The 19,691-nt window shown below is 72.6% G+C and carries 15 protein-coding genes; 3 read left to right on the forward strand and 12 right to left on the reverse strand.

Going from position 1 to position 19,691, the window contains the following annotated elements; translation table 11 throughout:
* Positions 1-717 precede the first annotated feature (717 nt).
* The 12 genes from tyrS to pheS form a co-directional block, all read right to left on the reverse strand.
* A complete protein-coding gene (gene tyrS / locus D1648_RS12165) occupies positions 718-1,986 on the reverse strand; it encodes a tyrosine--tRNA ligase (RefSeq protein WP_122942230.1) in 1,269 nt (422 codons plus the stop codon).
* 167 nt (positions 1,987-2,153) lie between these two features.
* Entirely contained in the window at positions 2,154-3,650 is a 1,497-nt protein-coding gene (argH, locus tag D1648_RS12170; protein ID WP_122942232.1) for an argininosuccinate lyase, read from the reverse strand.
* Positions 3,647-4,882 (reverse strand): argininosuccinate synthase, encoded by a 1,236-nt coding sequence (locus D1648_RS12175; protein ID WP_122942234.1) that lies wholly within the window; start codon positions 4,880-4,882, stop codon positions 3,647-3,649. The genes argH and D1648_RS12175 overlap by 4 nt, the downstream gene beginning before the upstream one ends.
* 141 nt (positions 4,883-5,023) lie before the next feature.
* Entirely contained in the window at positions 5,024-5,584 is a 561-nt protein-coding gene (locus D1648_RS12180) for an arginine repressor (protein ID WP_122942237.1), read from the reverse strand.
* Positions 5,581-6,582, reverse strand: coding sequence for an ornithine carbamoyltransferase (gene argF, locus D1648_RS12185; protein ID WP_122942238.1), 1,002 nt, complete (start codon positions 6,580-6,582; stop codon positions 5,581-5,583). Before argF ends, D1648_RS12180 begins: the two co-directional genes overlap by 4 nt.
* A 1-nt stretch (position 6,583) precedes the next feature.
* Positions 6,584-7,864 (reverse strand): acetylornithine transaminase, encoded by a 1,281-nt coding sequence (locus D1648_RS12190; protein WP_122942240.1) that lies wholly within the window; start codon positions 7,862-7,864, stop codon positions 6,584-6,586.
* Complete coding sequence (argB, locus tag D1648_RS12195; RefSeq protein WP_122942242.1) at positions 7,857-8,813, reverse strand: acetylglutamate kinase; 957 nt, start codon at positions 8,811-8,813, stop codon at positions 7,857-7,859. Before argB ends, D1648_RS12190 begins: the two co-directional genes overlap by 8 nt.
* Complete coding sequence (argJ, locus tag D1648_RS12200; protein WP_122942244.1) at positions 8,810-9,979, reverse strand: bifunctional glutamate N-acetyltransferase/amino-acid acetyltransferase ArgJ; 1,170 nt, start codon at positions 9,977-9,979, stop codon at positions 8,810-8,812. Before argJ ends, argB begins: the two co-directional genes overlap by 4 nt.
* A 107-nt stretch (positions 9,980-10,086) precedes the next feature.
* On the reverse strand, positions 10,087-11,199 hold the full coding sequence (gene argC / locus D1648_RS12205; protein WP_241155516.1) for an N-acetyl-gamma-glutamyl-phosphate reductase: 1,113 nt from the start codon (positions 11,197-11,199) through the stop codon (positions 10,087-10,089).
* A gap of 109 nt (positions 11,200-11,308) precedes the next feature.
* Entirely contained in the window at positions 11,309-11,830 is a 522-nt protein-coding gene (locus D1648_RS12210) for a DUF4870 domain-containing protein (protein WP_164518710.1), read from the reverse strand.
* A gap of 115 nt (positions 11,831-11,945) precedes the next feature.
* Positions 11,946-14,549, reverse strand: coding sequence for a phenylalanine--tRNA ligase subunit beta (gene pheT / locus D1648_RS12215; protein WP_122942246.1), 2,604 nt, complete (start codon positions 14,547-14,549; stop codon positions 11,946-11,948).
* A 1-nt stretch (position 14,550) separates the two neighbouring features.
* Positions 14,551-15,657: a phenylalanine--tRNA ligase subunit alpha gene (gene pheS / locus D1648_RS12220; RefSeq protein ID WP_122942248.1), complete on the reverse strand. Its 1,107-nt coding sequence runs from the start codon at positions 15,655-15,657 to the stop codon at positions 14,551-14,553.
* Between the two features lie 316 nt (positions 15,658-15,973).
* Here pheS and D1648_RS12225 point away from each other — a divergent pair, with 316 nt between their 5' ends.
* The 3 genes from D1648_RS12225 (at position 15,974) to D1648_RS12235 (ending at position 19,580) form a co-directional block, all read left to right on the forward strand.
* Positions 15,974-17,785: a hypothetical protein gene (locus D1648_RS12225; RefSeq protein WP_122942250.1), complete on the forward strand. Its 1,812-nt coding sequence runs from the start codon at positions 15,974-15,976 to the stop codon at positions 17,783-17,785.
* A 77-nt stretch (positions 17,786-17,862) separates the two neighbouring features.
* On the forward strand, positions 17,863-18,963 hold the full coding sequence (locus D1648_RS12230; RefSeq protein WP_122942252.1) for an S-(hydroxymethyl)mycothiol dehydrogenase: 1,101 nt from the start codon (positions 17,863-17,865) through the stop codon (positions 18,961-18,963).
* Positions 18,960-19,580, forward strand: a complete 621-nt coding sequence (locus D1648_RS12235; protein ID WP_122942254.1) for an MBL fold metallo-hydrolase — start codon at positions 18,960-18,962, stop codon at positions 19,578-19,580. Before D1648_RS12230 ends, D1648_RS12235 begins: the two co-directional genes overlap by 4 nt.
* Positions 19,581-19,691: the final 111 nt, after the last annotated feature.

Raw genomic sequence — 19,691 nt, forward strand, 5'->3', positions numbered from 1 at the left:
GATTTGCCATTCAAAATAATGGCATCGATAAACAGACACGCTATTGAGATATCAAGCAACACGCGCACATCGTCATCATCCCCGCTCTGCGGGGAAGACTCTGAGGCTCGCTACCGGCGGGAGTCCCGACCGACGACTGACTTCATGCTTCGTCGTCCCGGCGCGGATCACTACTCTAGCAGTTCCTCGCGGCCCGGTCCAACTCCGCTCCGTGTGCCTCCCGCCACTGCCGGCTCGCGCTGCGAGCCGTCCGCGTCGGTGCCACGGCCGCTGTCCCGGTCTCCCGTTCCAGCGGGTCCTCGGCGAGAGGCAGCCGCTCCGTGCCGCCCGCTCCCCGGGGGGAGGCTCTCGGCCCTTCGCGTCTGCGTCCTCGCTGCTGACAAGAGAAGACATTACGGGGCCGGGAGGGGGTCGTCAAGCCGCGCAATTCATCGTCTGTTCACCTCGATTGGGGTGCATCACTGCAGGTCAGTACGGGTTTACGGTGCGACGGAAAGCGCTCGTCGAGTCGGATGTGACCCACGCTTGAGAGAGGGGTCACCGGCCCTTATCGTCAGATTGACAAGCGCCGTAGTCCGCAGCTAGGCGGACGGGCCGTGTTCCGCCGGGGACGACGAGAGCCCCGTCGCCGACCGTGGGTCGGGAGCGGGGCTCTCATGGCGAGGGGCCGGTATCGGCCGCTCGATGGGGTGGGGCGTGCGCGCGACGCCGTGCGGGTCAGTCCTGGCGCCGCACCATGGCGGCGTTCTTGCGTCCGCGACGCAGCAGCAGATGCCCCCCGGGCAGCAGATCGAGCTCCCCGACCTCCCGAGCGAGGTCGTCGGCGGAGATCTTCTCCCCGTTCACCGACAGCCCTCCCCCGTCGGCGTCCCGTCGGGCCGCGCCCTTGGACTGCGCGATGCCGGCCTCGACGAAGGCGTCCACCAGCGGGGTGGTCGAGGAGGCCTCCGCGCCCGGGAGCTCCCGGGCGACCGTCCGCAGCGTCTGCTCGTCCAGCGTCCGCACGTCACCGCGTCCGAACAGGACCGCTGCGGCGGCCTTCGCCTGCTCTGTCGCCCGGGTGCCGTGGACCATCGACGTGATCTCGTCGGCCAGCGCCTTCTGCGCCGCCCGCTCATGGGAGGCCGTCTCGGTGGCGTGCTCGAGCTCGGCGATCTCCTCCTGGGTGCGGAAGGTGAAGAAGCGCAGGTAGTTCATGACGTCCGCGTCCGCGGCGTTCAGCCAGAACTGGTGGAAGGCGTAGGGGCTGGTCAGCTCCGCGTCCAGCCACACCGCGCCGCCCTCGCTCTTGCCGAACTTCGTGCCGTCGGCCTTGGTGACCAGCGGTGTGGTCAGGGCGTGGACCTCATGCCCCTCGACCTTGTGGACCAGGTCCACGCCGGAGAGCAGGTTGCCCCACTGGTCGTTCCCGCCGTACTGCAGGCTGACCCCGTGCCGGCGGTGCAGCTCGAGGTAGTCGATCCCCTGGAGCACCTGGTAGCTGAACTCCGTGTAGCTGATGCCCTCGTCGCTCTGGAGGCGACGGGCGACGGTGTCCTTGGCGAGCATCGTGCCCAGGCGGTAGTGCTTGCCCATGTCGCGCAGGAAGTCCAGTGCGCTCATCTGCCCGATCCAGTCGAGGTTGTTCACCATGGTCACGGCGAACTCGCCCTCGAGGTCGAGGAAACGGGAGATCTGGCCGCGCAGGCTCTCGACCCAGGTCGAGACGATCTCCGCGTCGTTGAGCACTCGCTCGCCGGACATGCGCGGGTCGCCGATCAGGCCCGTCGCCCCGCCCACGAGGGCGTAGGGGTGGTGGCCCGCCAGCTGGAGGCGCCGCATGGTGAGCACCTGGGTGAGGTGGCCGACGTGCAGGGAGGCCGCGGTCGGGTCGAATCCGCAATAGAGGCTGATCGGTCCGTCCGCCAGAGCGCTGCCGAGCGCCTCGCGCCCGGTGGTCTGCACGACGAGTCCTCGCCAGGCGAGTTCGTCCAGGACGGAATGCATCGATCGTTTCCTCTCGGTGGTGCGGTGCGGCGCCCTCCGGGCGCCGGGCTGTGGGGGCCGGGGCCATTGTCCCCCACGCGCGGCCGGGGCCGCCACGCGATATCGGCGGGCCGACGGCCGAACGGGCCGACGGGAGCAGCGCCCCGTCGGCCCGAGCCGCCCGGGGCTCAGCTCTCGGCGCGGTCCCGGGTGAAGGAGCGCAGGCCGGCGACCTGGGCGGCCGCGGCGTCGGTCTGCTCGGCGACCCGCACCGGGGCGGTGCCGCCCTTCGCATCACGGGAGGCGATGGAGCCCTCCACGGAGAGCACCTCCCGGACCGAGGGGTCGAGATGCTCGGAGATCTCCGCGAGCTCGGCATCGGTGAGATCCCACAGCTCCTTGTCCTGGGACTCGGCCACCTTCACGCAGGCGCCCGAGATCTCGTGCGCGGTGCGGAAGGGCACGCCACGCCGCACCAGGTGGTCGGCGATGTCGGTCGCCAGGGAGAAGCCCTGCGGCGCCAGCTCCGCCATCCGCTCGGTGTGGAAGGTCAGCGTCGCCATCATCCCGGTGAAGGCCGGGAGCACGAGGTCGAGCGAGTCGACCTGGTCGAAGACCGGCTCCTTGTCCTCCTGCAGATCGCGGTTGTACGCGAGCGGCAGCGCCTTGAGCGTGGTCAGCAGGCCCACGAGGTCGCCCACCACGCGCCCGGCCTTGCCGCGCGCGAGCTCGGCGATGTCCGGGTTCTTCTTCTGCGGCATGATCGAGGAGCCGGTGGAGTAGGAGTCGTCCAGGGTGATGAACGAGAACTCCTTGGTGTTCCACAGGATGACCTCCTCCGCGAGCCGGGAGAGGTCGATGCCGATCATCGCGAGCGCGAAGGAGAACTCCGCCGTCAGGTCCCGCGAGGCGGTCCCGTCGATCGAGTTCCACACCGAGTCGGAGAAGCCGAGCTCGCGGGCGACCGCCTGCGGGTCCAGGCCCAGGCTCGAGCCGGCCAGGGCCCCGGAGCCGTAGGGGGAGCTGTCCGCCCGCGCGTCCAGGTCCCGCAGCCGCTCCACGTCCCGCAGCAGCGGCCAGGCATGGGCCAGCAGATGGTGGCTGAGCAGCAGCGGCTGGGCGTGCTGGAGGTGGGTGCGACCCGGCATGGGCGCGCCGTGCACCTCGCGCGCCCGGGCCACGAGCACCTCGACCAGGTCGAGGACCTGCTCGCCGACGGCCCGCGCCTGGTCACGGACGAACAGGCGGATCAGGGTCGCGATCTGGTCGTTGCGGGAGCGGCCGGCGCGCAGCTTCCCGCCGAGGTCCTTCCCGGCCCGCTCGATCAGACCGCGCTCGAGGGCGGTGTGCACGTCCTCGTCCTCGGGCACCGCGGCGAAGGCGCCGGAGGCGACGTCGGCCGCGAGGCGGTCGAGCGCGTCCTGCATCCCCGCGAGCTCCTCGTCGCTCAGCAGGCCCGCGGCGTGGAGCACGTTCGCGTGCGCCTTGGAGCCACGCAGGTCGTACTGAGCGAGGCGCCAGTCGAAGTGCGTGGACACCGACAGCGCCGCGAGGGCGGCCGCGGGGCCGGAGCCGAAGCGGCCGCCCCACAGGGACGCGTTCGCCTTCGCGGCCGACGGGTCGGCACCGGTCGTGCCGGCGCCCGACGTGCCGGCAGCGGGCGCGGCGGAGTCCTTCTCGCTCATGCCTGCTCCTCGGCGGAGTCGAGGTCCTCGCCGTTGCCGAGCGCCACGTCGCGCGCCGCGGCCTGCTTCGCGGCGAGGCCGTAGATGTCGATGAAGCCGCGGGCGCTGGCCTGGTCGAAGGTGTCGCCCTCGTCGTAGGTGGCGAGGTTGAAGTCGTACAGACCGGTCTCGCTGCGGCGTCCGGTGACGGTCGCGCGCCCGCCGTGCAGGATCAGGCGGATGTCGCCGTTGACGTAGCGCTGGGTGTCCTCGATGAAGGCGTCCAGCGACTTCTTCAACGGCGAGAACCACTGGCCGTCGTAGACCATCTCGGTCCAGCGGTCGCCGACCTGGCGCTTGAACCGTGCCTGCTCGCGCTCGAGGGTCACACGCTCGAGCTCCTGGTGCGCGGTGATCAGCGTCATCGCGCCCGGCGCCTCGTAGACCTCGCGGGACTTGATGCCCACCAGACGGTCCTCGACGATGTCGATCCGGCCGATGCCCTGCGCGCCGGCGCGGCGGTTGAGCTCCTGGATCGCCTCGAGCGGGGTGACGGCGCGGCCGTCGATCGCGACCGGGACGCCTTCCGCGAAGGAGATCACGACCTCGTCGGCGACCGGCGGGAAGGCCGGGTCATCGGTGTAGCTGAAGACGTCCTTGGTGGGCTCGTTCCAGATGTCCTCGAGGAAGCCGGTCTCGATGGCGCGGCCCCACACGTTCTGGTCGATCGAGAAGGGGTTGTGCTTCGTGGTCGCGATCGGCAGGCCCTTGCGCTCGGCGTACTCGATCGCCTTGTCGCGGGTCAGCGCCAGGTCGCGCACCGGGGCGATGCACTTCAGCTCCGGGGCGAGCGAGGTGATCGAGACCTCGAAGCGCACCTGGTCGTTGCCCTTGCCGGTGCAGCCGTGGGCGACGGTGCTCGCGCCGTGCTTCTTCGCGGCCTTGACCAGGTGCTTGGTGATCACCGGGCGGGAGATCGCGGAGACGTTCGGGTAGGCGTCCATGTACAGCGAGTTCGCCTTGAGCGCCGGCATGCAGTACTCGTTCGCGAACTCGTCGCGGGCGTCGGCGACGTAGGCCTCCACGGCGCCGCAGTCCAGGGCGCGCTGGCGGATGACCTCGAGGTCCTCGCCGCCCTGGCCGACGTCGACCGCGCAGGCGATGACGTCGGCGCCGGTGGCGTCGTGGATCCAGCCGATGGCGACGGAGGTGTCGAGGCCGCCGGAGTAGGCGAGGACGATCTTTTCGGTCACGAGTGTGCTCCTGTGTCGTGGGGTGGTGGTCCGGTCGGACCGTGCATGGAGGGCGGGCGCGGGGCCCGGCCCCGGGTTCAGGGGGTCAGGGGCGCGGCGTCGGGCGGGAGGCCGCAGGGAGGGCGTGCTGCGGGGCCGGGCTCACGGCGCCTCCTGGCCGTGGTCGTCCTCGTCGAGGAGGGCGGCGTCGCGTCGGCCCTCCGCGAGGTCGAGGAGCCGCTCGGCGAGGCGGTCGCCCCCGGCGGGGTCGCGGGAGACCAGCAGCACGGTGTCATCACCGGCGATGGTACCGAGCACGTCGGGCATGACGGACCGGTCCATGGCGGAGGCGAGATACTGCGCACCCCCGGGCGGGGTGCGCACGACGACCAGGTTCCCGCTCGCCTCCGCGGAGACGAGCAGCCCCTCGGCCAGCCGCGGCAGGCGCGCCTCGAGCAGCTCGCCCTCGGTGCCGGCGGGCCGGGCGGTGCCGCCCTCCGGGGGGAGGCGGTAGACGAGGCTGCCCGCCGAGCCGCGGACCTTCTCCGCCTGCAGCTCGACGAGGTCCCGGGAGAGGGTGGCCTGGGTGACCTCGATGCCCTCCGCGGTCAGCAGCTGTGCGAGCTGGGACTGGGAGGAGACCTCCTCATGGGTCAGCAGCTGCACGATCCGCTGCTGGCGGGAGGTCTTGGTCTGCGCGAGGGCGCGCCGGGAGTCGCTCATCCGCGCTCCCGGGCGCCGCGGGTGCGCACATGCGGCATGGCGTGCGCTGCCGTGGACTCGTCGGGGTGCTCCAGCAGCCAGGTCAGCAGCGCCTTCTGGGCGTGCAGGCGGTTCTCCGCCTCGTCCCACACCACCGAGGCGGGGCCGTCGATCACCTCGGCGGTGACCTCCTTCCCGCGGTAGGCGGGCAGGCAGTGCAGGAAGATCCCGCCGGAGAGCTCCATCAGCTCGGCGGTGACCTGGAAGGGGGCGAAGGTCGCCTCGCCGCGGCCGTCCTCGCCCTCCTGGCCCATCGACACCCAGGTATCGGTGATGACGGCGGTGGCGCCGGCGACCGCCTCGCGCGGGTCGTCGGTGACGAGCACCGCGCCGCCGGTCGTCGCGGCGATCTCCTCGGCGCGGGCGACCACGGCGGGGTCGGGCCGATGGGAGGCGGGGGCGGCGATGCGCACGTCCATCCCCGCGGTCACGCCGCCGAGCAGGTAGGAGTGGGCCATGTTGTTCGCGCCGTCGCCGAGATAGGCGAGGGAGCGCCCGGCGAGCGCCGCGTCCCCGTCGGCGAGCCCGCCGGTGTGCTGGGCGATGGTCTGCAGGTCGGCGAGGATCTGGCAGGGGTGGAACTCGTCGGTCAGGGCGTTGATCACCGGGACGGTCGCGTGGGCGGCCATCTCCTCGATCCGCTCCTGGCCGAAGGTGCGCCACACGATCGCGGAGACCATGCGGGTGAGCACCTCGGTGGTGTCCGCGACGGACTCGCCGCGTCCCAGCTGGCTCGAGCCCGCGTCGATCACCAGCGGGCTGCCGCCGAGCTCGGCGATCCCGGTCGCGAAGGAGACGCGGGTGCGGGTGGAGGCCTTGTCGAACATGACGGCGACGGTGCGCGGGCCCTCGAGGGGGCGCTTGGCGAAGCGGTCGCTCGCGAGTTCGAGGGCGAGGGCGAGGACCTCCTTCTGCTCGGCGGGGCTCAGGTCGTCGTCGCGCAGGAAATGGCGGGGCATGTCAGGACCTCTTCTCGTCGGTGGTGTCGGCGGCGGCCTGCTCGGCGCGGTCGAGCAGGGCAGGCAGCGCCTCGACGAAGGAGTCGAGCTCCTCGCCGGTGATGATCAGCGGCGGGGCGAGCCGCAGCGTGGTGGGGTTCGCGGCGTTGAGGATGAAGCCGGCCTCGAGCGCGGCGGCGACGACCTGCGGCGCGATCGGTGCGGCGAGGGTGATCCCCTGCAGCAGCCCGGCGCCGCGCACGCCCGTGATCCGTGCGTCGCGCCCCGCGAGCTCGCTCACCTGCGCCTGCAGCCGCCCACCGAGGGTGCGGACATTGCCGAGCAGGTCGTCCTCCGCGATCGTGCCGAGCACCGCGAGGGACACGGCCGCGCCGAGCGGGTTGCCGCCGAAGGTGGTGCCGTGCTGGCCGGGGCTGAGCAGGCCGGTGGCGTGCTCGCCGAAGGTCAGCACCGCACCGATCGGGAAGCCGCCGCCGAGGCCCTTGGCGAGGGTCATCACGTCAGGCACGACCCCGCCTGTGCGCTGATGGGCGAACCACTCCCCCGTGCGCCCCACCCCGGTCTGGACCTCGTCGAGGATCAGCAGGGCGCCGTGGCGGGCGGTGAGCTCGCGCGCCGCGCGCAGGTACCCCTCCGGCAGCGGCAGCACGCCGGCCTCGCCCTGGATCGGCTCGAGCACGAGCGCGGCGACGTCGCCCGGGGCGAGGGCCGCCTCGAGTGCGGCGATGTCCCCCGCAGGCAGGAACTCGACGCCGCCGGGCAGCGGCTCGAAGGGGACGCGGTAGGCCTCCTTGTGGGTGAGGGCGAGAGCGCCCATGGTGCGGCCGTGGAAGCTGTTCTCCAGCGCCAGGATCCGGGGCCGGCCGGTGCGGCGGGCGATCTTGAAGGCCGCCTCGTTGGACTCGGTGCCGGAGTTCGTGAAGAACACGCCCGAGCCCTCCGGCGCCGCGGCGAGCTGCAGGAGGCGCTCGGCGAGCTCGATCTGGGTGGGGGTGGCGAAGAAGTTCGAGACGTGCACCAGGGTGCCGGCCTGCTTCGTCATCGCGGCGACGACGTCCGGGTGGGCGTGGCCGAGCGCATTGACGGCGATGCCGCCGAGGAGGTCGAGGTACTCCTTGCCGTCGGCGTCCCACACCCGGGTTCCCTCGCCGCGCACGAGCACCCGCTGCGGGGTGCCGAACACGCCGATCATCGAGCGGGAGTAGCGGCCGGCGAGCTCCTGGGCGCCGGGCTCCCCCGGCGCGGCGGTCGTGCCCTGCACGGGCGTCTGCGTCTCAGACATAGTCGTCCCTCCTGACCATCGTTCCCACGCCCTTGTCGGTGAAGACCTCCAGCAGCACGGCGTGCTCGATCCTGCCGTCGGTCATCGCGGCGGTGCGCACCCCGGAGTCCACCGCGTCCAGCAGCGACTCGGCCTTCGGGATCATGCCCGCGGTGAGCGTGGGCAGCATCGCGCGCAGCTCGCTCGCGGGGATCTCGGGGATCAGCGAGTCTCGGTCCGGCCAGTCGCGGTACAGGCCCTCGACGTCGGTGAGCACCACGAGCTTCTCCGCGTCCAGGCCCGCGGCGAGCGCGGCCGCGGCGAGGTCGGCGTTGATGTTCAGGACGGCGCCGGTGGGCCGGCCGTCCTCGTCGATCTCGGGCGCGATCGAGGAGACCACCGGGATCCGGCCGGCGTCCAGGAGGTCCTGGATCGACTCGGGCCGCACCCGGGTCACCGCGCCGACGTTGCCGAGGTCGACCTCCTCGCCGTCGACGACGGTGCCGCGGCGGCGCGCGGCGAACAGGCGCGCGTCCTCGCCGGACATGCCGATCGCGTAGGGGCCGTGGCTGTTGATGAGGCCGACGAGCTCGCGGCCCACCTGACCCACCAGCACCATCCGCACCACGTCCATCGTGTCCTCGTCGGTCACGCGCAGCCCGCCGCGGAACTCGGACACGATGCCGACCCGGTCGAGCATCGTGTTGATCTGGGGGCCGCCGCCGTGGACGACGACGACGTGGATGCCGGCGTGGCGCATGAACACCATGTCGGCCGCGAAGGCGCGCCGCAGGTCGTCATCGATCATGGCGTTCCCGCCGTACTTGACCACGACGATCTTGCCGCGGAAGCGCTGCATCCAGGGCAGCGCCTCGATGAGGATCTCGGACTTCGCGCGGGCGTCGGCCTGGGCCGGGGTGAGGTCCGCGAGGGGGTTCTTGGACGGCGAGGTGCCGGAGGGCGAGGTCATGAGGAGTAGGCGCTGTTCTCTTCGACGTAGTCGTGGGTGAGGTCGTTGGTCCAGATGTCCGCGCTCGCGTCGCCCGCCCCGAGGTCCACCTCGATGAGGATCTCGCGGGGCGTCATGTCGACCTCGGAGCGGTCGCGATGGGCGCCGCCGGCGCGGCACACCTCGACGCCGTTGACGGTGACGGAGAGGTCCGCGACGTCGAAGGGCGCGACGGCCTCGGGCACGCAGCCGGCCGCGGCCACGATCCGGCCCCAGTTGGGGTCGTTGCCGAAGATCGCGGCCTTGACGAGGTTGGAGCGAGCGATCTCCCGGGCCACGGCCTCGGCGGCGTCCTCGGTGCTCGCCGAGCGGACCACGACGTGCACGTCGTGGCTCGCGCCCTCGGCGTCGGCGACGAGCTGCCGGGCGAGATCGGCGCTGACGGCGCGCACCGCCTCGGTCAGCTCCGCGAGCGGGACGGTGACGCCGCTCGCGCCGGAGGCCAGCAGGATGACGGTGTCGTTGGTGGACATGCAGGCGTCGGAGTCGACCCGGTCGAAGGTGGTGCGGGTCGCGTCGCGCAGCGCGCGCTGCGCGGTCTCGGCGTCGACGTCCGCGTCGGTGGTGAGCACCACGAGCATCGTCGCGAGCTGCGGGGCGAGCATCCCGGCACCCTTCGCCATCCCGCCGACGACGACGCCCGAGGCGGTCGTGGCCTCGGCGGTCTTGGGGACGGTGTCGGTGGTCATGATGGCGCGGGACGCGGAGGCGTCGGCCTCGGGGCCGGCGGCCAGACGGCCGGTCGCCTCGCTCGCCCCCGCCAGCAGCGGCTCCATCGGCAGCCGCTCGCCGATCAGGCCGGTCGAGCACACCAGCACGTCCTGCGCGGCGATGTCGAGCAGGTCCGCGAGGTGCTCGGCGGTGCGGTGCGTGTCGGCGAAGCCCTCCGGGCCGGTGCAGGCGTTCGCGCCGCCGGAGTTCAGGACCACGGCACGGGCGCGGCCGTCCGCGACGGCGCGGCGGGACCAGAGCACGGGCGCGGCCTGGACCCGGTTGGCGGTGAACACGGCGGCGGCGACATCGCGCGGGCCGTCGTTGACGACGAGGGCGAGGTCCTCCGTGCCGGAGGACTTGATGCCGGCGGCGAGGCCGACGGCGCGGAAGCCGCGGGGGCGGGTGATCGTCACGGGGACTCCTGGGAGTGGGTGCGGGGCCGACGGACCGGCGGGCCCGGGGGCGAGAGGGGTGGAGACATCTGTCGGCGCGGGCACCGGTCGGAGCGCCGCACGGACGGTCACGGGGCGAGCGCGGTGCGGGTGAGGCCCGTGGTCTCCGGCAGGCCGAGGGCCAGGTTCAGCGACTGGACCGCGGCCCCGGCCGTGCCCTTGACGAGGTTGTCGATCGCGGAGATCACGGTGGCCTGTCCGCTGCGGGCATCGACCGCCGCCCCGATGCGGATCGTGTTCGCGCCGACCACCTCGCCCGTGGCGGGGAAGACCCCCTCGGGCAGGACCGAGACGAAGTGCTCGTCCGCGTAGTCGGCGGAGAGTGCCGCGAGGAGATCCGCCGTGGTGGTCCCCTCGGGCACGGGCGCGGTGCACACGGCGAGGATGCCGCGGCTCATCGGGACGAGGACCGGGGTGAAGCCGAGCCGGGCGTCGTCGCGCCCCGTGGACCGGCGGAAGTTCTGCAGCACCTCCGGGACATGGCGATGCGTGCCGCCCACGGCGTAGGGCGCGGCGGTGCCGGAGGCCTCGGAGAACAGCAGGTGCTGCTTCGCGGCGCGGCCGGCGCCGGAGTATCCGACGGGCAGCACCGCGGCGAGGCGCGCGGGATCCACGAGCTCGGCGCGCAGGAGCGGCGCGAGGGCGAGGGTGACCGCGGTCGCGTTGCAGCCGGGCACCGCGATCTCGCGGGCGCCGACCAGCAGCTCGCGCTGGCGGTTACCGTCCGCGAGGGGCAGCTCGGGCATGCCGTAGGTCCAGGTTCCGGAGTGCTCGCTGCGGTAGTAGGCCTCCCACTCCTCGGCGCTCTCGAGGCGGTGGTCCGCGCCGAGGTCGAGCACGAGGACGTCCGGGTCCTCGGCGCGCAGCGCGGCCGCGATCCGGCCGGACTGGCCGTGCGGGAGGGCGAGGACGACCACGTCGTGGCCGTGGAGCGTGTCCACGCTCGTCTCCGCCAGGACCGGATCATGACCGAGGTCGATGTGCGGGGCGACCTCGGAGAGGTGCTTCCCCGCGCTCGAGTGCGCGGTCACGGTCGCGACCTCGACCTCGGGATGCGCGGAGAGCAGTCGCAGGGTCTCCCCGCCGGCGTACCCGGAGGCGCCGACGACGGCGACGCGCGGGCGGGCTGCACCCGGGGTCGACGACGTGGCAGGGGCGGGGCTGGAGATCGCGGACGACATGCCGGAAGTATATACAGCGCTCTGCATGATCAGCCAGTGCGGGTGGGGCGTGTTCACGTGGTGGACGCGGTGCGCCTCCAGCGAGGACGGAGCCCGAGGAGGCCCCGCCTCACCCCTGCGGCGCCCGGAGGAACGGGATCACGGGCAGGCGCACCCCGCACCCCTTCGACGCCTGCACTGTGCCGACGATCGCGTAGACCAGCTGCATCAGGCCGAGCAGGAGGTACAGCCCCAGCATCGTGAACACGATCGCTTCCATGACCGGCGTGAATCGCATGCCGTCGCCCGTCGGCGAGGGCTCGCCGGTGAGGGCGGCGAGCGTGAGGGAGAGCGCCATCAGCACGGGCCAGCACAGCTGCATCAGGCCCCAGTTCGCGGCGCGCACGCCGTTCGCGGCGGCGAGTCCGCCGTGGCGGCGCTGACGGAGACCGACGACGAGCTGCGTGATCCCCGCGACGAGCACGTTCACGAAGGGGATCGGGACGTAGGCGAGGAAGCCGAGCGCCCAGGCGATCGTGCCGTGGCGCGGGACCGGCTGCGGGAACTGCCCCGGCGCCGGCCCGGACCGGGGTCCGAGGGGCGAGGCGTCGGCGGGCGCTGACGGGTCGGGAAGTCCGTTCGTCGAGTTCACGCACGCACCCTATCCAGCGCCCGGGCTGCGCGTGGGGATCTCGGGGCCGCGCCGTCGCCTCCATGCACGACGGGCCCCGCTCCGAGGAGCGGGACCCGTCCGGACACGGAGGTGCTCAGGCCCGCAGCTCGCCGCCGACCGCAGACTCCACCGCGGCGATGATCCGCTGCCGGGTCTCGCCGATCTGCTCGGCTGTCAACGTGCCCTCGGTGGAGCGCAGCCGGATCGCGAAGGCGAGGGACTTCTTCCCCTCCCCGATCTGCTCGCCGGTGAAGACGTCGAACAGATGCACCCGCTCGGCGAGGTCCCCGGCGCCGACCACGATCGCGGCCTCGACCGCGCTCGCGGGCACGGACTGCTCGACCACGAAGGCGAAGTCCTCCTTCGCCGGCGGGTAGGTGGGCACGGGCTCGGCCCGCACCACGGCGGGGGCGGCGGCGATCACGGCCTCGAGGTCGAGCTCGAAGGCGGCCGTGCGGGCCGGCAGCCCGAACTCCTTGATCACGGCGGGGTGGAGCTCGCCCGCGGCGCCGACCGCGAGGCCGTCCCCGCTGTCCGTGCGGACGCGCAGCTCCGCGGCGCGGCCGGGGTGGAAGGGTGCGTGCTCGGTCTGGCGCACCTCGAGCTCGGCGCCGACGGCGGCAGCCGCGCGGCGGGCGAGGTCGAGCGCGTCGGCCCAGCCCCACGGCGCGGGCTCGCCCTGCCAGGAGTCGGGGCCGGAGGCGCCGCCGATCACCGAGGCGAGCGCCGAGGTCTGCGCGGGCAGGGCGGCGAGGATCTGCTCGAGCTCCTGCTCGCTCGGGCGCTGCGCGGCGGCGGGCACCGGGGCGGAGCCCTGCCCGGAGCGGGCGCGGAACACGGAGCCGCGCTGGAAGATCGCGATCTGCTCCTCACCGCGGCCGAGGTTGCGACGTGCGACGGGCAGGAGGGTCTGCAGCAGCTCGGTGCGCAGCAGCGGCTCGTCCTCGGAGAGGGGGTTGAGGATCCGCACTGCCTCGCGGCGTGCGTCAGCCTCCGCGTAGCGCAGCCGGTCGTGGATCGCCGGGGCGACGAACGGGGCGGAGTTCACCTCGATGAGACCGACCTCGGCGAGCGCGCGACGGGCGGCGCGGCGGGCGCGCTGGGCGACGGTGAGGCCGCGGCCGCCCGGCGCCGTCGGCAGCTCGGAGGGGATCTGCGCGTAGCCGACCAGGCGTGCGATCTCCTCGACGAGGTCCTCACGGATCTCGAGATCGGGGCGCCAGGACGGCGGGGTCACGGTCAGCTCGCCCTCGGCGCCGTGCGCGAGGGTGCAGCCGATCGCCTCGAGGCTGCCCGTGACCTGTGCGTCGGTGTAGGGGATGCCGACGATCCGCTCCGCATCGCGCAGGCCCGCGGTGATCGGTGCGGGCGCGGTCGCCGAGCCCTCGTCGGTGACCTGAGCGGCGATCGTGCCGCCGCCGTGCTCGACGATCAGCTGCGCGGCGCGGTGCGCGGCGATCAGCGGCAGCTGCGGGTCCACGCCCCGCTCGAAGCGCTTGGACGCCTCGGAGGGCAGGCGGTGGCGGCGCGCGGTGCGGGCCACGGTGACGGGGTCGAAGGTCGCGGCCTCGAGTACGATGTCGGTGGTCGTCGCGGATACCTCGGTGTCCTCGCCGCCCATCACGCCGGCGAGGCCGAGCACGCGGTCGCCGTCGCCGCCGGCGTCGGTGATCAGCAGGTCCTCGGGGTCGAGGGTGCGCGTGACGTCGTCGAGGGTCGTGAGCTGCTCGCCCCGGCGGGCGCGGCGCACGGTGATGGGGCCGACGAGCTTCGCGGCGTCGTAGGCGTGCAGCGGCTGACCGAGGTCGAGCATCACGTAGTTGGTGACGTCGACGATCAGGGAGATCGGGCGCATCCCGGCGAGCGTGAGCCTACGTGCCATCCAGCGCGGGGTCTGTGCGGAGGGGTCCACGCCCTGCACGCCGAGGGCGACGAAGCGGGTGCAGCCGTCGGCGCCCTCGAGCGGGGCATCGTCGGCGAGACGAACACCCACGCCCGCGTCCTCGCCCGGGGTCGCGGTGGTCTCCACCGTCGTCGCCGGATCGGTGTACGCGGCGTCGGTGGCGTGCGAGTACTCCCGTGCCACGCCCCGCATCGAGAAGCAGTAGCCGCGGTCCGGGGTCACGTTGATCTCGACGACCTCGTCGGCCAGGCCCAGCAGCGCGATCGCGTCGTCGCCGGGCTCGCCGGTCAGGCCCGCGGCGTGGCCGCGGCCCAGCACGATGATGCCGTCCTCGCCCGCGGGGTCGGGCCCCAGCCCCAGCTCCTCGCCGGAACAGATCATGCCGTCGGAGGTGTGGCCGTAGGTCTTCCGCGCCGCGATCGCGAAGTCGCCGGGCAGCACGGTGCCGGGCAGGGAGACGACCACGAGGTCGCCGCCTTCGAAGTTGTGCGCGCCGCAGACGATGCCGCGGCTCGGACGCTCCCGCCCGGGCTGGGGATCCTTGGGATCGTCGGCGTCCTCGTTGTGCTCGGGGCCGACGTCCACGCGCACCCAGTTGATGGTCTTGCCGTTCTTCTGCGGCTCCTTCACGAGCTCGAGCACGCGGCCGACGACCAGCGGGCCGGTCACCTGCGCGCCGAACAGTGCCTCCTCCTCGAGCCCGAGGCGGGAGAGGTCGGTGGCGACCTCGAGCGCGGACGCGGTCGCGGGGAGCTCGACGTGCTCGCCGAGCCAGGTCAGGGGGATGCGCGGCATCTCAGATCTCCGTCCCGTAGTGCTGGGAGAAGCGGACGTCGCCCTCCACCATGTCTCGCATGTCCGCCACGCCGTTGCGCAGCATGAGGATGCGCTCGATGCCGAGTCCGAAGGCGAAGCCCTGGTGCTCCTCGGGGTCCACCCCGGCCGAGCGCAGCACGTTCGGGTGGACCATGCCGCAGCCGCCCATCTCGATCCAGCCCGTGCCGCCGCAGACCCGGCACTCCGGGTCCGCGTCGTGCTCCAGCCCGTGCCGGGCGTCGCAGGCGAAGCATCGGAAGTCCATCTCGGCGCTGGGCTCGGTGAAGGGGAAGTGGTTGGGGCGCAGGCGCGTGATCGGCGCGCCGCCGAAGAGGTGCGCGGCGAGCGCGTCGAGGGTGCCGACGAGGTTCGCCATCGTCAGGCCCTTGTCGATCGCGAGGCCCTCGACCTGGTTGAACATCGGCGAGTGGGTCGCGTCCATCTCGTCGGCCCGGTAGACGGTGCCGGGACACGCGACGTACAGGGGTGCACCGCGCTCGAGCATCGCGCGGATCTGCACCGGGGAGGTCTGGGTGCGCAGCAGCATCCCGGAGTCCTCGGGGGCGAGGTAGAGGGTGTCCTGGAGGGAGCGGGAGGGGTGGTCCGCGTCCGCGTTCAGGGCGTCGAAGTTCAGCCAGGAGGACTCCGCCTCGGGGCCTTCGGCGATCTCCCAGCCGATGCCGACGAAGAAGTCCTCGATCCGCTCGGTGAGGGTCCACAGCGGGTGCGCGGCGCCGCGCGGGCGGCGGTCCGTGGGCAGCGTCATGTCGACGGTCTCCGCGGCGAGCGCCGCCTCCTCCTCGGCGGCGGCGAGCTCGGCCTGACGGGCGGCGAGCTCCTTCTGCACACGGCCCTTGCCCTGGCCGACGAGCTTGCCCGCGGCGGCCTTCTGGTCCTTGGGCAGGTCCTTGATGGCGCGGTTCGCCGTGGTCAGCACGCTCGCGTCACCGACGTGGTCGATGCGCACCTGCTTGAGGGAGGCGGTGTCGGGCGCCGCGGCGATCGCGGCGAGGGCGGCGTCGACCGCGGCGGCGATCGACTGCTCGTCGATCACCGGACCGCCGGGCGCGGGGGATGTCTCGGACACGGGGTTCGCTTTCGTCCTGGAGTGCTCGGGGGCGCACGCGCCGGGGCGCGGGCACCGCGGACCATTCTAGGAGGCATCGCGAGCGGTCGTACCGCCCGGGGCGGTCCGAGCACCCGTTCCGTGCAGTCGGCTTCCGTGACCGCGAGGGGTGGGGAGTTCTGCCCATCGCCGTCGCGCTCTGCCCGCCCTACGCTGACACGCAGTACGCCGCACGTCGGTGCGGCACGACGGCGGAAGGGCCCCCATGACATTCCTCGGCGCGGACACAGAGGCTCTGCGAGGACATGCGACGACGACGCAGACGCAGGCTCGCCGCGTGGAGGTGCTCGTCTCCGACCTCATGGATGCCGCGGCCGGCGTCCCGTGGGAGGGCTCGGATGCGGAGGACTTCCGCCGGCGGTGCGTCGGGATCCGGGTCCGCGGGGTGGCCCTCGCCTCGTCGCTGCGCACCTTCGGCACATCGCTGACCGAGCAGGCCGAGGAGCAGGACTCGGCCTCGGAGGCGGGCGGGCGCACTCTCGCCGGACTGCCCGGCGACCCGCTGACCGATCTGCTCGGCGGCGCGCTGGGCGGGCTGATCGGCTCCGTCCGCGGCACGGGCCCCGCGGGCGTCGGCGCCGGGAGCCCGTTCCTCGGGGTGAGCGGCACGGCGGCGGGACTCCTCACGGGACTCGCCGGCGGCGGCTTCGACACCACAGGGCTGCGCAGCGAGATGGGCACTCCGATCGACCCGTCGGTGTTCGAGCCCGACGACAGCACCAGCACCACCGCCGGAGGATCGGTGAAGACGGGCGACACCACCCGCAAGGGCAGCGTCACCGTGGAGGACGACGGGACGAGGACCTACAGCTACGAGGTCTCCGAGGAGCGCGAGCTCGAGGTGGGCAGCGAGGCCGCAGGCGGCTCGGCGACGCTGAAGACCGGCGACACCACGACGGTCTCCGAGAATCCCGACGGAACCCTCACCGTGACCTTCGATGCCGAGGTGACAGGCAGCGCCGAGATGCACGGCCAGGTCCGCGGCGTCGAGGGCGGCGTCGAGTCCGAGGTGAGCGGCAAGGGCTCGTACTCGGTCACGCTGCCTCCCGGCTCGAGTCCGGACGACGCCGTGGGCATCAATCCCTTCGACCCCGACACGATTCCGCCGGGAGCCTCCGTGAAGATCACCGGCGAGCTGTCGGGATCGGTCGGGGCGAGCCTCGGGTACGGGGACGCCGCGACCGGCAAGCTCGCTCTCACCGGGGGCGAGGAGATGGTCACCACCGTCGCCAAGGACGCGGACGGCACCGTGGCGGTCGACATGGGGCCCGGCACCACGAGCGGCGTGGACGCGAGTCTGCAGATCGGTCCGGATCAGGCGAACGTCACGTTCGACGGCGAGAGCTATGTCAAGAAGTCGACGATCGAGCACACGGAGTTCTCGGACACTCCCGAGGGACGGGCAGCGTTCGACGGCTACATGTTCACAGGAGAGCAGCCGGAGGCAGGATCGCCCGGCGTCGACGACGCCTACTCCGATCTCGTCACGTCGAAGGTGAGCAAATCGGCCCTCACCGCGACCGCCGGGGACGGCGACGGCACCGAGACCTCCGCCGGTGCCGCTGCGGAGAACGCGAAGGTCACCTCCGTGGAGCGGACCTACTCCGACGGCAGCTCGGTGAAGGAGCATCGGTTCAACCCCCACGGCGAGGGCATGGACGAGAACGGGCCCTACGGCGTCGCCCACTCCAGCTCGGACGGCCCCACGTACTACGAGCTGCGCTACCCGCAGCACGGCTCGGCCCCGCCGAACTCCTACCACGAGAAGTACGGCGACCTGCCCTACACCTTCGGCGAGGACCAGACGATCAACGTGCAGCTCAGCGAGGCGGAGATGCAGCAGATCATCGAGAATCGCGGAAAGGGGGAGACTCCCGAGGAGGTGCTCAACGCCTACGCGGCATCCGGACCCCAGGGCGCGCAGCAGATGGCGGAGGACTTCTCCGGCGTCGGCTCGGGGCAGCCGGCCGCTGCCCCGGGAAGGATCACCGAGCCCGGCGCCGGGAGCGACCCCTCTCAGGGAGGCGGCGGCAGCACCGGCGGCTCCGGCGGATCCCGCGGCACGCGTGCGGTCCCTTCCGCGAGCTGACGTCCAGTCTCCGTCAGACGCACCCGGAACGTCCCGGATAGGCTGGCCAGGACCCTGTTCCCTCGAAGGAGGCCAGCATGTCCTGGACCGTGAAGGGCGTCGTCGCCCTCGCAGAGAAGAAGCCCGCTGAGCTCGTGGACGTCGTGATCCCCGATCCGGGCCCGAACGACGTCGTCGTCGACATCGAGGCGACCGGTGTGTGCCACACCGACCTCGCCTATCGCGACGGCGGCATCAACGACGAGTTCCCGTTCCTGCTCGGGCACGAGTCCGCGGGCCGCGTCTCCGCCGTCGGCGAGCACGTCACCCATGTGGAGGTCGGCGACTACGTCGTGCTGAACTGGCGCGCCGTGTGCGGGCAGTGCCGCGCCTGCAAGAAGGGCGTGCTGCAGTACTGCTTCGACACCCACAACGCCTCGAGGCCCATGACGCTGACCGACGGCACCGAGCTCACCGCCGCCCTCGGCATCGGCTCCTTCGCCGAGAAGACCCTGGTCCACGAGGGCCAGTGCACGAAGGTCTCCGAGGACGCCCCGGCCGAGGTCGCCGGCCTGCTGGGCTGCGGCGTGATGGCCGGCATCGGCGCCGCGATCAACACCGGCCAGGTCCAGCGCGGAGAATCCCTCGCCGTGATCGGCCTGGGCGGGGTGGGCTGCGCCGCGATCGCGGGCGCGAAGCTCGCCGGCGCCACCACCATCATCGGCCTCGACGTCGACGAGAAGAAGCTCGCCGCCGCGGAGGAGCTCGGCGCGACCCACACCCTGTGCACCAAGGACCTCTCGCCGCAGCAGGTCGCGGAGAAGGTGCAGGAGCTCACCGGCGGCTTCGGCGCGGACGTCGTCGTCGACGCGGTCGGCATCCCGCAGACCTACGAGACCGCGTTCTACGCCCGCGACCTCGCCGGCCGCGTGGTGCTCGTCGGCGTGCCTCGTCCGGGCATCGAGATCACGCTCCCGCTGCTGGACGTGTTCGGCCGCGGCGGGGCGCTGAAGTCCTCCTGGTACGGCGACTGCCTGCCTGAGCGGGACTTCCCGTACCTGATCGACCTGTTCCTGCAGGGCCGCCTGCCGCTGGACCGCTTCGTCACCGGCCGCACGGACCTCGCCGGGGTCGACGCGGCGCTGTCCTCGCTGCACGAGGGCGACACCCTGCGCACCGTGGCGGAGGTGGCGAAGTGACCGCACACCTCTCGCACGCCGTGACCTCGGGGACCTTCTCCCTGGACGGGGAGACCCACGAGGTCGACAACAACGTGTGGGTGCTCGGCGACGACGAGCAGTGCGTCGTCTTCGACGCCCCGCACGACGTGGAGACCGTCGAGGAGCTCGTCGGGGACCGCGAGTGCGTGGGCATCCTGCTCACCCACGCGCACGACGACCACGTCCGCTTCGCCCCGGAGCTCTCCGAGGCCCTCGAGGCGCCGATCCTGCTGAACCCCGCCGACCGCGAGGTCTGGCAGCTCACCCACGGCGACCTCCCCTGGGACGACGACGTCGCCGACGGGGACATGTTCACCATCGCGGGCGTGAACCTCGAGGCGCTGCACACCCCGGGCCACTCCCCCGGCTCGACCTGCTACTACAGCGAGGAGCTCGGCGCCGTGTTCACCGGCGACACCCTGTTCCAGGGCGGGCCCGGCGCGACCGGCCGCTCCTTCTCCTCGCGGGAGACCATCGAGGAGTCGATCCGCGAGCGGCTGTTCCGGCTCCCGGACGACACGGTGGTGCACACCGGCCACGGACCGGACACCACCATCGGCACCGAGAAGCGGGCGGCGCAGGGCGACTGGCTCTGAGCGACGAGGCGCTCGGGTCGACGTCCGCGGACTTCGCGCCCCGAGGCGACGGCACCGATCGACGACCACGGCGACGGTCCTCTGCGGAGGGCCGCCGCCGTGTCATGTCCG

Source organism: Brachybacterium sp. EE-P12 (assembly GCF_003711805.1).
Classification (GTDB): Bacteria; Actinomycetota; Actinomycetes; order Actinomycetales; family Dermabacteraceae; genus Brachybacterium.

What these genes read in the sequence shown, in the direction of transcription:
- tyrS (WP_122942230.1), bottom strand. Translation starts at nt 1,986, where the DNA reads ATGCATTCCGTCCTGGACGAACTCGCCTGGCGAGGACTCGTCGTGCAG.
- D1648_RS12190 (WP_122942240.1), bottom strand. Translation starts at nt 7,864, where the DNA reads ATGTCTGAGACGCAGACGCCCGTGCAGGGCACGACCGCCGCGCCGGGG.
- argF (WP_122942238.1), bottom strand. Translation starts at nt 6,582, where the DNA reads ATGCCCCGCCATTTCCTGCGCGACGACGACCTGAGCCCCGCCGAGCAG.
- argH (WP_122942232.1), bottom strand. Translation starts at nt 3,650, where the DNA reads ATGAGCGAGAAGGACTCCGCCGCGCCCGCTGCCGGCACGTCGGGCGCC.
- D1648_RS12230 (WP_122942252.1), top strand. Translation starts at nt 17,863, where the DNA reads ATGTCCTGGACCGTGAAGGGCGTCGTCGCCCTCGCAGAGAAGAAGCCC.
- argB (WP_122942242.1), bottom strand. Translation starts at nt 8,813, where the DNA reads ATGACCTCGCCCTCCGGCACCTCGCCGTCCAAGAACCCCCTCGCGGAC.
- D1648_RS12180 (WP_122942237.1), bottom strand. Translation starts at nt 5,584, where the DNA reads ATGAGCGACTCCCGGCGCGCCCTCGCGCAGACCAAGACCTCCCGCCAG.
- pheT (WP_122942246.1), bottom strand. Translation starts at nt 14,549, where the DNA reads ATGCCGCGCATCCCCCTGACCTGGCTCGGCGAGCACGTCGAGCTCCCC.
- argC (WP_241155516.1), bottom strand. Translation starts at nt 11,199, where the DNA reads ATGTCGTCCGCGATCTCCAGCCCCGCCCCTGCCACGTCGTCGACCCCG.